We start from the raw sequence: 15,443 nt of genomic DNA, 5'->3' as shown, positions 1-15,443 counted from the left end.
AGCCCGAGCCTGCCGGAAGTGGCCTCACACTTCCAGCCGGTCGCCCGGCCGCGCCACCAGCGAGTACAGCGCCGGCATCAGGAACACGCTGATCAGCAGGCGGGTGAACAGGCCGCTGACGATGACCAGGGCGAACGGCCGCTGCGTGTCGGTGCCCACGCCGGTGGCCAGCGCTGCCGGCAACAGGCCCAGCGCCGCCACCAGCGCCGTCATCATGATCGGGCGCAGGCGCAGGATCGCGCCTTCGCGGATCGCCTCGGCCACCTCGACACCGTTGCGGCGCAGCTGGTTGACGTAGGAGATGTACACCACAGCGGTCTGCACCGAGACACCGAACAGCGCGAGGAAGCCGATGCCGGATGACACCGAGAACGGCGTGCCGGTCAGCCACAGCGCGATGATGCCGCCGGCCGGCGCGGACAGCACCACGCCTAGCACGGTGATGAACGGAAACTTGAAGTTGCTGTACAGGGTGAACAGCAGCAGGAAGATCAGCCCCACGGTGAGCGGCACGATCAGGTTCAGTTGTGCGCGCGAGGCGGTGTATTCCTTGTACTCGCCGCCCCAGTCCAGCCGGTAGCCCTGCTGCAGTTTCACTTTCGCCTTGACCTGGGCGATCGCGTCCTCCACCGCGCCGGCCAGGTCGCGGCCTTCCACCGAGAACTGCACCCCGATGTAACGCGAGTTGTCCTGCCGGTAGATGAAGGAGGCGCCGTTGGTCACCGCGATATCGGCGAATTCCTTCAGCGGCAGCTGCTGGCCGCCGGGCGTGGCCACCAGGATGTTGCCGATCGCCTCGGCGTTGTCGCGATACTGCTGGTCCAGCCGCACCACCAGGTCGAACTGCTTCTCGCCCTGGATCACCTCGGTCGCCACGTCGCCGCCGATGGCGGTCTGGATCAGGCCGTTGATGTCGTCCACGTTGAGGCCGTAACGGGCGATCGCCGCGCGCTTGATGCGGATGCTGAGGCTGGGCTGGCCGAGCTCCTGCACCAGGGTCACGTCACGGATGCCACGCACCTGTTCCAGCACGCGCTTGATCGCCTTGCCCTTCGCCTGCAGCGTGTTCAGGTCGGGGCCGAACACCTTCACCGCCAGCGCGCTCTTCAGGCCGGTCTCGGCCTCGTCCACCGCATCCTCGGCCGGCTGGGTGTAGTTGAAGGTGATGCCGGGGAAGCTCTGCAGTTTCTGGTTGATCGCCGCGGTCAGCTCGGCCTTGTTGCGGTATTTTCCGGTCCACTGCGAATACGGTTTCAGCCCGACGTAGAACTCGACGTTGAAGAAACCGGTGGAGTCGGTGCCGTCGTCGGGCCGGCCCAGCTCCGAGGCCACCGTGGTGACCTGGGGGAACGAACGCAGGATGTCGCGGATCTGCGGGGTAATCTTCGCCGACTCGTCGAACGAGATGGTGTACGGCATGGTCGCGCGCACCCACAGCGCACCCTCGTCCAGGTGCGGCATGAACTCCGCGCCGATGCGCGGGATCAGCAGCAGCGACAGCCCCAGCAGCAGGGCCGAAGCGATCGTGGTGAGCCACACCCGGGCCAGGCAGAAGTCCAGTCCCCGGATGTAGACCGACCTGATCGCCTCGAACGCGCGGTTGCGCCGCTCGCGCACGCCCTTGCGCATCAGCCAGGAGCACAGCACCGGCAACAAGGTCAGGGTGACCACCAGCGAACCGACCAGCGCGAACACCATGGTGTCGGCCATCGGCTTGAACAACGTGCCGGACGGGCCGGACAGCACGTAGATCGGCAGGAAGCTGACCACGATCACCGCCACCGCGTAGAACAGCGGGCGATCGACTTCGGCCGCCGCGTCGCGGATCACCTCGATCAGGTTGAACTTCGTGCCCTCGCGATCGGCGAGCTGGCGATGGATGTTCTCCACCATCACCACCGCCGCGTCGACCAGGATGCCGAAGTCGATCGCGCCGATCGACAGCAGGTTGGCCGAGGCGCCCTGCAGGTCCAGCCCGATGAAGGCGACCAGCAGCGACAGCGGGATGGTCACCGCCACGATCAACCCGGCGCGCACGTCGTACAGGAAGAAGATCAGCACCACCACGACCAGCAGCATGCCGCGCAGCAGGTTGTCCCTGACTACCTGGGTGGTCACCGCGACGAGATCGCTGCGGTCGTAGAACGGATGGACCCTGATGTCCTTCGGCAGGATCTGTTCGTTGAGTTCCTTCGTCTTCGCCTCGACCCGCTTCAGCACGTCCTGGGTCTTCTCGCCGGTGCGCAGCGAGATCACGCCTTCGACCGCGTCGTTCTGCTGCTCGAAGCCGAACTGGCCCAGCCGCGGCGCGACGCCGATCACCACGCGGCCGACGTCCTTCACCAACACCGGAGTACCGTCGTGCACGGCCAGCACCACGTTGCCGATGTCCTCCAGCGTCTGCAACCGGCCCACGCCACGCACGTAGTAGAACTGGCCGCCCTGCGCGTAGAAGCCGCCGCCGGCGTTGCCGTTGTTGGCGGCCAGCGCGGCCTGCACCTGCTGCGCGGTGAGCCCGACGCCGGCGATCTTCGCCGGGTCCAGCAGCACCTGGTACTGCATGCTGCCTCCGCCGAAACCGGAGTCGTCGGCCACGCCGGCCACGGCGCGGTACTGCGGCTCGACCACCCAGTCCTCGAAGGTCTTCAGCTCCATCGGCGAGCGGTCGGAGCTTTGCAGCACGTAGCGGTAGATCAGCCCCGACGGCGACGACAGCGGCGACACCGACGGCTTCACCCCGTCGGGCAGATCGAGATCGCCGAGCCGGTTGAACACCTGCTGGCGCGCGAAATAATTGTCGGTGCCGTTGTCGAAGGTGAGCGTGACCACCGACAGGCCGTACAGCGAAATCGAGCGGACGTTGTCGGTTCTCGGAATGCCGGTCATGCCCTGCTCGGCCGGCACCGTGATCAGCCGTTCCACTTCCTCGGCGGTGTGGCCCGGCCACTGGGTGACGATCTCCACGCTGGGCGGCGACAGGTCGGGATACGCATCCACCGGCAGCCGGTGCAGCGCATGCACGCCCGCACCGACCAGCACCAGCACCAGCAGCGCCACCAGGAAACGCTGCGCCAGCGAGGCGCCGACGAGCCGGTTCATCAGCGACGCCGCACGCGGCGGCATGGGCGGCAGGTGCTCGCTCATTGGTTTTGCATGAACTGCACGAAGATGCCGCCGTCGACCACGATGCGGTCGCCGGCCCGCAGGCCCTCGCTGATCAGATAGCCGTCGCCGCTGCGCGTCCCCGTGGTGACATGGCGGCGCGCGAAGCTGCCATCGTGCTGCAGCAGGTAGACGAACGGCAGGTTCTCGTCGTCGCGCAGCAACGCCGAGGCGGGAACCCGCAGGCCTTCGCCGGTCTGGCGCGACTGGATGCGCACGCGCACGTACATCTGCTTGCGCAACACGTGGTCGGGATTGCGCACCACGATGCGCGCGGCGATCGCCCGGGTATCGGGATTCACCACCGCGGCGATGTTGTCCACCGTGCCGGGCCACTCCTCGCCCGGCGTGCCGGCATCCACCTGCGCGGGATCGCCGACCCCGATCCCGGCCAGTTCCGCCGCCGACAGTTGCGCCATCACCCACACTTTCGACAGGTCGGCCACGGTGAAGCACGGCGTGCTGCCGGCCTGCAGCAGCTGCCCGGGAGTGATCAGCTTCTCCACCACGGTGCCGGCGATCGGCGCGCGGATGACGCCCTGCACCCGCGTCACCGTGCGACCGGCCTGGATCGCCTTGATCGTGGCGGCATCGACATCGAGCGCCACCAGCGCCTGCAGCGCCGCATCGCGATCGGCCTCGGCGCTGGCCGCATCGATCTGCGCCTGCTCGGCTTCGCGCCGCGACACGCCTTCATGTTGCAACAGGTCCTTGTCGGCGTCGGCCAGCCGCCGCGCGTTCCGCGCCGTGATCAGCGCCTTGCGATAGCTGCCGATCGCCGCGGAAAAGTCCGGCGAATCCACCAGCGCCAGCGGCTGGCCCTGGCGCACCTTGTCGCCCGGCGCGACCAGCAGCCGCGCCACCGGGCCGGAGAATGGCGCCAGCACGCTGGTGGCCTGGTCGTTGTCGAAATCCACCACGCCGGTGGTGTCGACCGTGCGATGGAAACTCGCCGGCGCCAGCGTGAGCAGACGGATGTGCTGGCGCTGTGCCGCGGTCATCGTCACGTTCTTCGGCGTGTCGGCCGCCGCAGCCTGCGGTGCGGCGGATTTCGAGGAACAACCTGCCACGCCGATGAGCATGCCCAGCGCAAGCAGGCGGGCCAGGCGAACGGGCGGCGTGCGATGCGCCAACGAAGAGGATCTGCTTTTCATCGATGTCCCGGGTTGTGCCTTGGCTGATCCGAAGAAGCGTCGTCCGCATGCCACCAGCCGCCACCCAGCGCCTGGAACAGCGCGGCGGTGTCGGCGTAACGACTGGCCTGTGCCTGCACCAGCGCGATGCGCGCCTGCTGGTAGCCCTGCTCCGCGGAAAGCAGCGACAGATAGCCGGCGTAGCCGGCCTGGTACTGGCGCCGCGACAGGTCTAGGGTGAGCTTCGCGGCCTGCTCCGCGCCGGCCGCGGCTTGCAGGCCCTCGGCGTCGTGCTGCAACGCTGACAGCACGTCGGCCACGTTCTGGAACGCGGTCAGTACCGTGCCCCGATACTCCTCGGCGGCCTGCGCATAGGCAGCCTTCGCTGCCCGTTCCTGATGCAGCAGGCTGCCACCCTGGAAGATCGGCGCGGCCAGGTCCGCGCCCACGCTCCAGAAGCCGGTGCCGGACTTGAACAGCTGGTTGATCGCCAGTGCTGTGCTGCCCGCGTTCGCGCTCAGCGAAATGTTCGGCAGCCGGTTGGCGATGGCCACGCCGATCTGGGCGCTGGCCGCATGCATGTTCGCTTCGGCCTGGCGCACGTCGGGACGTTGCGCCACCAGCGTCGAAGGCAGGCTCAGCGGCAACGCCTGCGGCAACTGCAGGGCGGCGAGATCGAACGACGGCGACGACGCCTGCTCCGGCAACTGCCCGGCCAGCACCGCCAGCAGGTGGTTCTGCTGCTCCAGCTGGGTCAGCAGCGGTGGCAGGCTCGCCTTGACCTGCGCCAGCTGCGCTTGCTGCGCGGCCAGCTCGAGCCCGCCGGCATAACCCTTGTCCCGCTGGTACTGCAGGATCTGCACCATGTGGGCGTTGATCCCGACCAGCTCGCGCGTCGCCGCGACCTGCGCCCGCAACGACGCCTGCTGCACGGCCGCAGCCACCACGTTGGTGCTCAGCGTGATGCGCGTGGCCAGCATCTGGAAACGCACCGCCTGCTGCTGCGCCTGCAGCGACTCCTGCGTGCGCCGGTTGAGCCCGAACACGTCCGGCACATACGACACGCTGACCTGCGGGGTGAACAGGTTGTACAGAAACGCGTTGTTGCTGGGCACCGGCGCCAGCGCGCCGGGCGGGTCCTGTTCGCGGCTGGCCGACATGCCGGCGGTGACGCTGGGATAGCGGGCGCCGCGTCCGGCCAGGGTGGTTTCGCGCGCCACATCCAGCGCGGCCTGCGCCGCCTTGAGGTCGGCGTTGTGCGCCAGCGCCTGTTCGACCAGCGCGTTCAATGCGGTGGAATGGAACAGCGTCCACCACTGCGCGGGAATGTCCGCACCGGCGACGAAATGTTGCGCCCGGCCGCCGGCCACATTCGCGCTGGCCGTGCTGGCGGGCATCGGACCCGCAGCCACGCTGGCCATCTCCGGCGCGGACGGCCGATGAAAATCCGGCCCCACCGCGCAACCGCCGATCGCCAGCGCGGCGACGGCCGCGACAAGCAGCCGCCCCGGGGAACGCACCCGCCCGAGCATCGCAGCCGTCACTTCGACGGCACCGGCAAGCGCTCGAACCACGGTTTGTTCATGCGGAGGCGTCTGCACGGAAAGATCGGGCCGCAACGATATAACGTACCAAGTCGTGGCGAAAGCCTGCAAGAAATTGCGTCGGCCAGCCGTCTGGCGGCAGCTGAATCCGCAGCCCGTGCCGCAACAAGCCACGGCACGGACCCGCCAGTGCTCTGCAGTCGAACCAGCGCCGCGGCATACTCCCGGAATGAAATCAGCGGGCACGGCACATCGTCTGGTCAGACTCGTCGCGTGGCTGGTGTTCGCATGGGGAGCGCTGGTGCTGCTGACGCTACCGGTCCGTCGCTACGACTGGATGCAACAGGTGGACCCCTCGATCAGCGCGCCGCCCGATGCCGGCTCCGACAACGGCGCGCTGTTCATGCTGCTCCTGCTGGGCGTCATCGTGGCCAGCCAGGTCGCCATCATGACGCTGGCGAAGACCGGCCGGGAAAGAACCTGTGCACTCGTGCTGGCCCTGGTCGCGGTCGCGCTGTGGGCATCGAGGTTCTGGCGCTAGCCCGTGAACGGAGCTTCGCCCCAGGCCTTTGTCACGGCGCGGTCAGGTAAACAGCATAGATATCCTGGCTAAGCTCGATCGTTCCGATTCGAAGCGCCGTATCGGGTGGCGGCGGCGGTGGCGGCGCGGGCGGAGCGCCTTCGGCGAAGCCCGAACCTATTCCGTAGGATCTGTTGGGTGCCACTTCGGAAACGCTGTAGACGCCCTTGATCTTCAAGTCGTATGACGCGGCGATCTGCCGGGCAGACTGCCGGGAATCCTGGATGGCCAGTTTGCGCAAACCGGACTTGAGCTGGGCCTCGTCGCTGCGCGAGACATCGACGCGGCGGATCTGCAACTCGGCGTTGGCCTCGATCGCGTCGAGGAACCCCTTCAGTTTGTCGGAACTGTCGAAGGTGGCCTCGACATCACGGTTGGCCTCCGTACCGACGAAGACCTGGCGATCGTCCCGGTACTCGCTTTTGGCCCCGACTGCGAGCGTGCTGGCCTGGGTGCGTGCGGGCATTGCATGGTACTCGTCCAGCGCGGAGAACACCTGCTTCGCATAGTTCTCCACCTTGGCGCGAGCTGCCGCCGGCGACTTGTCAACGACGCTGATATCGATCTTCACGGTAAACCGGTCCGGCACATAGCGGCCCTGCGCATGTCCCATCACCAGCAGGTGGGGCGCCGCCGGCAACGCATTGGCCTGCGCCAGCGCCACGCACGGACTCAGCAGCAGCAACAGCGAGATCATCAACCGTTTCATTGTCCCCTCCCCCTGATATGGACGTCCGTTTACAACCCTTTCGCCGCCTGCGCCACCGCGCGGAACAGCGCGCGGCCCTTGTTCATCGTCTCTTCCCATTCCGCCGCGGGGTCGGAGTCGTAGACGATGCCGGCGCCCGCCTGCACGTGCAGCCGGCCGTTCTGGATCACCGCGGTGCGGATCGCGATGGCGGTGTCGGCGTCGCCCCACCAGCCGATCCAGCCGATTGCGCCGGCATAGATGTTGCGCTTGTACGGTTCCAGTTCCTGGATGATCTCCAGCGCGCGGATTTTCGGCGCGCCGCTCAGCGTGCCGGCCGGGAACGTGGCTTTCAGCACGTCCATGTAGCCGAGGTTCGGCCTGGCCGTGCCCTGCACCTGCGAGACGATGTGCATCACGTGCGAGTAGCGCTCGATCACGAACGATTCGCTGACTTCGACCGTGCCGTTCTCGCTGATCCGGCCGATGTCGTTGCGGCCCAGGTCGATCAGCATCACGTGCTCGGCGCGTTCCTTGGGATCGGCCAGCAGCTCGGCTTCCAGCGCCTGGTCCTCCTCTTCGGTGGCGCCGCGCTTGCGCGTGCCGGCCAGCGGGCGCACCACCACCTTGCCGTCCTTCAGCCGGGCGAGGATTTCCGGCGAGGAACCCACGATCTGGGTATCGCCCAGGTCGACGAAGTACATGTACGGCGACGGGTTCAGCGCGCGCAACGCGCGGTACACGTCGACCGGCCGCGCGTTGAAACCCACGCTGAGCCGCTGCGACGGCACCACCTGAAAGATGTCGCCGGCGCGGATGTATTCCTTGGCCTTCTCGACCATCGCCTCGAACTCCTCCTTCGTGAAGGAGGATTTGAAATCGCCCTCGTCCAGCGCGACCGACTGGGTCAGCTGCGGATACGACGCGCCGCCCTGGCGCAGCCGGTAGACCAGCGCATCGAGCCGGCGCTGCGCCTCGGCGTACGCCTGCGGCTGCGACGGATCGGCGTGCACGATCAGGTACAACCGGCCCTTGAGGTTGTCGAATACCGCCACTTCCTCGGCCAGCATCAGCAGCACGTCGGGCGTGCCCAGCTCGTCGGCGCGATCCCACTGGGCGAGCCGTGGCTCGATGTAGCCGATCGTCTCGAAGCCGAAGTAGCCGACCAGGCCACCCGAGAACGCGGGCAGCTGCGGCAGCCGCGGCACGTCGTACTGTGCGCGTAGCTTCTCGATCTCGCCCAGCGGATCATCGAGGTGGCGACGTTCGGTGACCTCGCCCGAATCCTCGACCTCCAGCTCGTGGCCGCGCAGGCGATACACCCGCTTCGCCGGCAGGCCGATGATCGAATAGCGTCCCCAGGTGGCGCCGCCCTCAACCGATTCGAACAAAAAGGTGTACGGGCCATCGGCCAGTTTCAGGTACACCGACAGCGGCGTGTCGAGGTCGGAAAACACCTCGCGCACCAGCGGTATGCGCGTGTGGCCTTGGGCAACCAGCGCGTCGAATTCGTCCCGGCTGATTTTGTCTGGGGAGATCACGTGCTCAATCCGTGGCTGGCAGGATCGCCGATTGTAGGGCAGAGCCGGCGACAGCGTGAACGAACGGCGCGGTTCACAACCGCGGCCGCGGCATTCCGTGCAGGCGCAGCGAGAACGCCACGCCGCTGCCGTCGTCGAGGTTGCGTGCGCTGGCCACCCCGCCGTGGCGTTCGGCCACCAGGCGCACCACGTACAGACCCAGGCCCAGGTGCGGCGCGTCGCCGGGGGTGGCCTTGTCGCGCAGGCTGACCAGCGAGTCGAACAACCGGCCCTGCATCGCGGCCGGCAGCGGCGGGCCCTGGTTGGCCAGCTCGATCTCGGCGCCGTCGGGCGTGGCCGCCAAGCTCAGGCGCAACCAGCCGTCGGGCGGAGTGAACGACAGCGCGTTGTCGAGCAGCTTGTCCAGCGCCTGGGCGATCAGCTCGGGCGCGCAGTGCAGGTTGATCGCGCCGGCCGGCAGTTCGCAGGCCAGGCGGCGCGTTCCGATCAGCGGCCGGTAGGCCTCGGCGCAACCGCGCACCACCTCGCGCAGGTCGACATCCTCCGGCTCCGCCGCGGTGATCGAACGCTCCATCCGGCTCGACTCGCTCATCGCGCGCACCAGCGCGCCCAGCCGCGCCACGCCGTCGCGGGCGCGCGCCAGGTAGGGCTGCGCGTCGGCGGGCAGGCGGTCCTGCGCCTGCAGGGCGTGTTCGAGGTTGTCCAGCGAGGACTTCACGATGGCCAGCGGCGTGTTCAGTTCGTGCGAGAGTTTCGAAGCCAGCGTGCGCAGGTAGTCGGTATAACTGCCGACCACCTCGAACAGCCGCTCGAAGCTGCGGGCCAGGTCGCCGATCTCGTCCGGCGCGTCGGTCATCGGGAACTTGCCACTATCGAAAAGGCCGTCCAGACGTCCGTCGTTGAACTGGGCGCGCTCGGCCGCGTTGCGCAGCCGGCCCAGCCGCAGGCTCAGCCGCGTGGCGAACCACAGCAGGATGCCGCCGGCCACCAGCAGTACGCCGAAGCTGGTCAGCAGCAGCCCGAGCAGGGCGCGGTTGGCCAGCAGCGGCACGGTGCGGCTGGGCTGTTCCAGCAGCAGCACGCCATCGACCTTGCCGGCCCGCTCGATCGGTACCGCGGCGGCCAGCACCACGCTGCCGCGCTCCTCGCCGCTGCGCCACACGGTAGTGGGCTGTCCGCCCGCGGCGCGGCGCACTTCGCCGCTGTCCAGTCGCGGCACGTCCTGCGCCCACAGGTTGGCATCCTCCAGCCGATTGGCCAGCAGCGAGCGATAGACCAGCGCGGCGAACCAGCCCGGCTGGCCATCGCTGCCCGGCAAGCTGTTCAACCTTCCGCTGCGCCCCAGCAGCCAGCCCTGCGGCGCCAGCACGCGCGCCTGCACCTGGTCGGGCACCAGTTGGGCCAGTTCGCCGGACAACTTGTCCGAGTAGTCGAGCAGCGGGCGCGTGTCGGCTGCCATGCGGTCGCCGCCGGCCGTCGCGTCGTAGATGCCGACGCCGAGGCGGCGCAAGGCGAGGCTGCGTGGCAACCGCAGTTCGACGCGGTAGCCGCTGCCATCCTCCTGCCATTGCGCGGGGATCATTTCGGGCATGCCGTCGACCGGCGGATCAAGCGGACGCGCCGCCAGCGCACCGGGCGCCGCGCTGGCCACCAGGTAGCGGCGCTGGCCGTTCGCATTGCCCAGCGCCAGGATCAGGTGGTCGGCCGACAGCGCGTTCGCATCATCGGCATCGGCGCGCGTGCGACGGGTGTCGCGCACGTCGGCATACAGGTACAGCCAGTCCTCGTCGCCCGCCAGCAGCAGCTTGCCGTGCGACCCCAGCGACTGGCTCCACGGCGTCAGCGGCGCCCAGTCGTCGCCGTAGCCGTCGACGGTGATCGGTTGCGCGCTCGATTCCACGTACCAGTTGCTGGCGCTCACCGGCGGCAGCGCCCCGGTCACCACCAGGCTGCGCGCCACTGCATTGGCCGAAGCCAGCAGGGCCTGCGCCTGGCCCTCGCGCAGCAGCGTTTCCATCTGTCGCACGTACAGCCAGCCCGCGATCGGCAGGGCCAGCGTGCACAGCGCGACCAGCAGCAGTTTGCGGCGCAGGCTCATCGGAGCGGTCGATCAGGATGAAGAAGATCAGGGTGCATGCGTGGCCGGCGCTGCGGTGTCCTTCATCCAGCGGCTGGCCACCACCACGCGCATGAAGTCATCGAGCAGCGCCTGGCGCGCGGGATCGGCATCGTCGAAGGCCATCGACCAGCTCAGCCGCACGCCGCTGGCGGCGCCGGGGTCGCAGAACACCAGCACGTCGTCGACGTGGTCGCTGCCTTCGTACACCGAAGCCTCGCATGGCATCGCCGGATGGCGCACGACGAAGGTGGAGGTCCTGCCGGCCGGGTCGTGCTGCAGGTAGCGCTTGCGATCGGCCTGCACTTCATCGGCCAGCGTGCCCAGCTCGCGCGGCCACACGTTGAGCACCATCACCCGCTGCGGCTTGCCGCTCCATTCGCCCTGGTACAGCACCGCATTGACGCCGATGGCGCGGGCGTAGGTGCAGCAGTCGCGCGTCCAGCCGGCCGGCGTAGCCACGCTGATCGCCCATGCGGGAGCGTTGCCGTCGCGGGCGCCGCGAGCCAGCACGTCATCCATCGGCGTGGCGGCTTGCGCCAGCATGGCCCATCCGCACAACGCCACGACCAGCCATGCGCCACGCGTCATGGCTTCCACCGGTAGCCCACGCCGTGCACGGTCTCGATCGCGTCGAACTCCGGGGCCACCGCGATGAACTTCTTGCGGATGCGCTTGATGTGCGAGGTGATGGTGGCGTCGTCCACGACGAGTTCCGCCTCGCGCATCAGCTGGTCGCGGTTCTTCACGTGGCCGGGGAAGCGGATCAGCGTGTGCACCATCCAGAACTCGGTGACGGTGAGCGGTATCTCCTCGTCGTTCCAGGTGATCCGCATGCGTTCGGATTCCAGTTTCAGGGGGCCGTGCTCGATCACCGTCTCGCTGGAAGCCGGCGCCTTCAGCGATTCGATGCGGCGGAACAGCGCGGCGATGCGCGCGGCCAGCTGATGCAGGCTGGTGTCCTTGCTGAGGTAGTCGTCGGCGCCCAGGCGCAGGCCGGAGATCACGTCGAAATCCGAATCGCGCGCGGTGAGGAAGATCAGCGGCAGCGTCGAGGATTTCGCGCGCAGCTCGCGGCACAGGTCGAAGCCGCCTTCCGGCTCGTCGCCCAGGCCGATGTCGATGATCACCAGCTCGGGCAGCTTCATCGCGAATGCGCTGGACGCTTCCTGGCGCGAGCCGTAGCCGCGCGCGTCGTAACCGAAGCGGTTCAGCGCCTCGACGTAATTGGCGCGGATCAACGGTTCGTCTTCGACGATGGCAATGCTGCGGCCCATGATGCGTTCCCTTCGAATGGTGGGCGCAGCGTGCTATGCGAAGCACCCGGACGCAAGCCATCGGCGAGGAATGCCCGCGTTTTGCCACAAGCGAACGGCAAACCGGCCGCTCGCCGCCGCCGCACGCGCCGCCACCGGCGTTTTGATGGAGTCGTCCCCCCGACGAGAAAGCTCATGAAACTCGATACCGACCCGCGCGACGCGAATGCCGAGCTGCACGGCTTCGAACCGCTGCGCATCACCCTGGCGCTGGGCGCCCTGCTGCTGGGCTTGCTGCTCGGCATCTGATGCTCCACCCCTGATTCGGAGACTGTCATGACCCTCCACCGATTCCCCCTGTTCCGCCTGCTTCCGCCCGCCGTGGAAGGCACTGGCACGTTCGCTGCGCAGGGAAGCGCAGCGGGCGTTGGCCAGGACGAGCCCGACGCGGACTGGCAACCGCTTTAGTTCCGACCTCCCCTGTTCCGTCCTCCATGGTGGTTCCTTGTCCCCTCCTCGCGAGGGGATTTTTTTGTACTCGGCGCCTGCCATCGTTCTGCCCCGATTGCGCCGCAAGCCGCCGCATTCCCGACGCGGCCCGCGCCGCGCCGGATGCGGCAATGCAGCCGTAGCACCTGCCTACAACCCCAGCCAACGACCAAGGGACGGCCATGCGCGCATCATCCAGACTCTTCTTTCACCTGCTGCTGTTCGCCGGCCTGCTGTTCGCCGGCCCCTCGTTCGGCCTCGCCGCGCACGCCACCGAACCGGGCAGCGGCGAGCTGCGCTGGCACGATGCCAGCGGCCAGTTGCAGGCGCTTGCCAGTCTCGACACCGATGTCGAGTACAAGGTCAGCGGGCTGGTTGCCGAAGTCCAGCTGCGCCAGCAGTTCCGCAACAGCGGCAAGGACTGGCTGGAGGCGCAGTACCTGCTGCCGCTGCCCGACGGCGCGGCGGTGTATTCGATGTCGCTGGAGATCGGCGAACGCCGCGTCGTGGCCGACATCCAGCGCAAGGAAGCGGCGAAGAAGGTGTTCGAACAGGCCCGCAACAGCGGCAAGCGCGCGGCCCTGGTCGAGGCCGACGAGGGCAACCTGTTCCGCACCGCGGTGACCAACGTGGCGCCGGGCGAGACGGTGACGATCGTGCTGCGCTACTGGCAGCGCGTCGACTACAGCGCGGGCAGGTTCTCGCTGCGCTTTCCGCTGACCTTCACCCCGCGCTACCACATGCGCGACGGCGCCCGGCCCGGCGACGCCGGCATCGACACGCCGCAGGTGTTTGCCGACGACAACGCGCAGGCGCCGCTGCGCACGCACATCGCGGTGCAGCTGGATGCCGGCGTGCCACTGGCCAGCGTGGACAGCTCCAGTCACGCGATCATCAGCACGCGGCACGACCAGCGCTGGGACATCCGCTTGCGCGACGCCAGCGTGCTGCCGGATCGCGACTTCATGCTGAGCTGGCAGCCGCAACCACAGACCCAGCCCAACGTGGCCAGCTTCCGCCAGGACATCGATGGCGCCCATTACGCGATGCTGATGCTGATGCCGCCGCAGCAACAGGCGCAGCGCCTGCCGCGCGAGCTGATCCTGATCATCGACACCTCCGGTTCGATGGGCGGCGAATCGATCCGCCAGGCGCGCGCGGCGCTGGACCTGGCGCTGAGCCAGTTGCAGCCGGGCGATCGCTTCAACGTGGCTGAATTCAATTCGACATTGAACCCGTGGTCCAGCGAGGCGGTGGCCGCCACGCCCGAGGCCCTGCAGAAGGCCCGCGCCTGGGTCGACCAGTTGCAGGCCGACGGCGGCACCGAGATGGCGCCGGCGCTGCGCTTCGCGCTGGCCGGCCACGCACCGCCCGGCTACGTGCGCCAGGTACTGTTCGCCACCGACGGGGCGGTCGACGATCCGAACGGCCTGATGCAGTTGATCGACGAGCAGTTGGGTGATTCGCGACTGTTCCCGATCGGCATCGGCAATGCGCCGAACGCGGGCTTCCTGCAGGCCGCCGCGCGTCACGGCCGCGGCAGCGAAACCCTGGTCACCGACACCGGCAACGTGGGCAAGGCGATGGTCAGCCTGCTGGCCCGGCTGGATCACCCTGCCCTGCGCGACCTCAAGGTGGACTGGCCGGCCGGCAGCGACGTCTATCCGCGGCAGCTGCCCGACCTGTACCTGGGCGAGCCGCTGCTGGTCACCGCGAAACTCGCCGCCCCGGTGGCCCGCGTGCAGGTGCACGGCCAGCTGGCCGAGCGGGCGTGGGCGGCTCCCGCGGATCTGTCCGCGGCCAGCCCGGCCGCGGGACTGGATCGGCTGTGGGCGCAGTCGCGCATCGCCGATCTGTCCGACCAGCTGGCCCGCGGCGGCGATGCCCCGGACTTGGTCGAGTCGATCACCCGCACCGCGCTGGACGCCCATCTGGTCAGCGCCTATACCAGCCTGGTGGCGGTGGACCAGACCCCGGCGCGCAGCGCCAACGCCGCACTGAAGCACCAGCAGATTCCCAATGTGATGCCCGCCGGCACCCACTTCGCGCAAACCGCCACGGCGGCCGAGCTGGAACTCTGGCTGGCCCTGCTGGCGTTGCTGCTGGCGGCGCTGGCGTGGTGGCGGCAACGGGCATGCCGATGATCCGGCAGCGGGCATGGCGCTGGCTGATGTTCGGCGCGCTGATGCTGGCCGCGGGGCTGGGCCTGGACGGCGTCTGGATTCACGCCAAGGCCGCGCTGGCGCAGGTGCTGCTGGAGCGGGCGTGGGCACGCTCCGATCACGGACGGCTGGCGCAGCGGCCGTGGCCATGGGCCGACATCGCCCCGCTGGCGCGGCTGCGCGTGCCGCGCCTGCGGCAGGACCTGATCGTGCTGGATGGCGACAGCGGCCAGGCGCTGGCGTTCGGACCGGGCTGGAGTTCGGGCGGCGTGCGCCCGGGCGCCGCCGGGCTCGGCGTGATCAGCGCACATCGCGACACCCAGTTCCGCTTCCTGCCGGCGCTGCGCCCGGGCGATCGGCTGGCCCTGGACGGCCCGCGCGGCAGCAGCGACTACGTGGTGACGGGCAGCCGCGTGCTCGACAGCCGACACGCGCGCATCCCGGCCCGCGACAGCCCCGCCCGCGACGGCATGGACGGGCTGTGGCTGGTCACCTGCTATCCGTTCGACGCGGTGGTTCCGGGCGGCCCGCTGCGCTATGTGGTGCAGGCGCGCCGGCTGAAACTGAACGACGGCGTGGCGATTTCGCCCCGCATCGCGGGAACCAAAAACGAACAGCCCGGTCAGAACCTGTGATTGGTGCGGTTCCTTGCCGTGGAACGTGCCGGCACGGCGTGAGTCCCTCCCCATAGTGGCCGTGCCGGCACACCAATCATGGTGTTTCCTCTCACGTCTCCGACGACGTTTATCCCGGCGCAGCCGTTCACTGCGTC

At 68.6% G+C, this 15,443-nt stretch carries 11 protein-coding genes; 3 read left to right on the top strand and 8 right to left on the bottom strand.

Annotated features, from left to right (window positions below; all coding sequences use genetic code 11):
- Positions 1-24: 24 nt before the first annotated feature.
- The 3 genes from ASD55_RS03335 to ASD55_RS03325 are packed head-to-tail and all read right to left on the bottom strand — an operon-like array spanning position 25 to position 5,869.
- A complete protein-coding gene (locus tag ASD55_RS03335; protein WP_056763717.1) occupies positions 25-3,144 on the bottom strand; it encodes a CusA/CzcA family heavy metal efflux RND transporter in 3,120 nt (1,039 codons plus the stop codon).
- Positions 3,141-4,316, bottom strand: a complete 1,176-nt coding sequence (locus tag ASD55_RS03330) for an efflux RND transporter periplasmic adaptor subunit (protein ID WP_056763715.1) — start codon at positions 4,314-4,316, stop codon at positions 3,141-3,143. Before ASD55_RS03330 ends, ASD55_RS03335 begins: the two co-directional genes overlap by 4 nt.
- Entirely contained in the window at positions 4,313-5,869 is a 1,557-nt protein-coding gene (locus ASD55_RS03325; RefSeq protein WP_235577709.1) for an efflux transporter outer membrane subunit, read from the bottom strand. Before ASD55_RS03325 ends, ASD55_RS03330 begins: the two co-directional genes overlap by 4 nt.
- A 199-nt stretch (positions 5,870-6,068) precedes the next feature.
- On the opposite strand from ASD55_RS03325, the gene ASD55_RS03320 reads away from it, so the two are divergent.
- On the top strand, positions 6,069-6,380 hold the full coding sequence (locus ASD55_RS03320) for a hypothetical protein (protein ID WP_056714164.1): 312 nt from the start codon (positions 6,069-6,071) through the stop codon (positions 6,378-6,380).
- A 31-nt stretch (positions 6,381-6,411) separates the two neighbouring features.
- On the opposite strand, the gene ASD55_RS03315 is transcribed toward ASD55_RS03320, so the two are convergent.
- The 5 genes from ASD55_RS03315 to pdsR form a co-directional block, all read right to left on the bottom strand.
- Entirely contained in the window at positions 6,412-7,116 is a 705-nt protein-coding gene (locus ASD55_RS03315; RefSeq protein WP_056714161.1) for an SIMPL domain-containing protein, read from the bottom strand.
- A gap of 41 nt (positions 7,117-7,157) precedes the next feature.
- Positions 7,158-8,630: an anthranilate synthase component I gene (gene trpE / locus ASD55_RS03310; protein WP_200946068.1), complete on the bottom strand. Its 1,473-nt coding sequence runs from the start codon at positions 8,628-8,630 to the stop codon at positions 7,158-7,160.
- Positions 8,631-8,721: 91 nt separating this feature from the next.
- Positions 8,722-10,746: an ATP-binding protein gene (locus ASD55_RS03305; RefSeq protein WP_056763711.1), complete on the bottom strand. Its 2,025-nt coding sequence runs from the start codon at positions 10,744-10,746 to the stop codon at positions 8,722-8,724.
- Positions 10,747-10,773: 27 nt separating this feature from the next.
- Positions 10,774-11,355 carry a hypothetical protein gene (locus ASD55_RS03300; RefSeq protein ID WP_056763710.1) on the bottom strand — a complete coding sequence of 194 codons (582 nt, stop codon included), beginning with the start codon at positions 11,353-11,355 and terminating at the stop codon, positions 10,774-10,776.
- Positions 11,352-12,041, bottom strand: a complete 690-nt coding sequence (pdsR, locus tag ASD55_RS03295; protein ID WP_007807361.1) for a proteobacterial dedicated sortase system response regulator — start codon at positions 12,039-12,041, stop codon at positions 11,352-11,354. Before pdsR ends, ASD55_RS03300 begins: the two co-directional genes overlap by 4 nt.
- Positions 12,042-12,691: 650 nt before the next feature.
- Here pdsR and ASD55_RS03290 point away from each other — a divergent pair.
- Positions 12,692-14,653, top strand: coding sequence for a marine proteobacterial sortase target protein (locus tag ASD55_RS03290; protein WP_056763708.1), 1,962 nt, complete (start codon positions 12,692-12,694; stop codon positions 14,651-14,653).
- The gene (locus ASD55_RS03285; RefSeq protein ID WP_200946053.1) at positions 14,644-15,306 is read left to right on the top strand and encodes a class GN sortase; all 663 of its coding nucleotides are present in this window, start codon (positions 14,644-14,646) and stop codon (positions 15,304-15,306) included. Before ASD55_RS03290 ends, ASD55_RS03285 begins: the two co-directional genes overlap by 10 nt.
- The last annotated feature ends 137 nt before the right edge of the window (positions 15,307-15,443 follow it).

Origin of the sequence: Rhodanobacter sp. Root561 (assembly GCF_001427365.1) — a bacterium.
GTDB lineage: Bacteria > Pseudomonadota > Gammaproteobacteria > Xanthomonadales > Rhodanobacteraceae > Rhodanobacter.
Note: the sequence above shows the minus strand (reverse complement) of the source record. Positions and strands in the feature narration are given on the sequence as shown.

Excerpts from the sequence above, each read along its gene's own strand:
- ASD55_RS03335 (WP_056763717.1), bottom strand. The coding sequence starts at position 3,144 with ATGAGCGAGCACCTGCCGCCCATGCCGCCGCGTGCGGCGTCGCTGATG.
- ASD55_RS03320 (WP_056714164.1), top strand. The coding sequence starts at position 6,069 with ATGAAATCAGCGGGCACGGCACATCGTCTGGTCAGACTCGTCGCGTGG.
- ASD55_RS03305 (WP_056763711.1), bottom strand. The coding sequence starts at position 10,746 with ATGAGCCTGCGCCGCAAACTGCTGCTGGTCGCGCTGTGCACGCTGGCC.
- ASD55_RS03290 (WP_056763708.1), top strand. The coding sequence starts at position 12,692 with ATGCGCGCATCATCCAGACTCTTCTTTCACCTGCTGCTGTTCGCCGGC.
- ASD55_RS03315 (WP_056714161.1), bottom strand. The coding sequence starts at position 7,116 with ATGATCTCGCTGTTGCTGCTGCTGAGTCCGTGCGTGGCGCTGGCGCAG.
- ASD55_RS03285 (WP_200946053.1), top strand. The coding sequence starts at position 14,644 with ATGCCGATGATCCGGCAGCGGGCATGGCGCTGGCTGATGTTCGGCGCG.
- ASD55_RS03330 (WP_056763715.1), bottom strand. The coding sequence starts at position 4,316 with ATGAAAAGCAGATCCTCTTCGTTGGCGCATCGCACGCCGCCCGTTCGC.
- ASD55_RS03300 (WP_056763710.1), bottom strand. The coding sequence starts at position 11,355 with ATGACGCGTGGCGCATGGCTGGTCGTGGCGTTGTGCGGATGGGCCATG.
- pdsR (WP_007807361.1), bottom strand. The coding sequence starts at position 12,041 with ATGGGCCGCAGCATTGCCATCGTCGAAGACGAACCGTTGATCCGCGCC.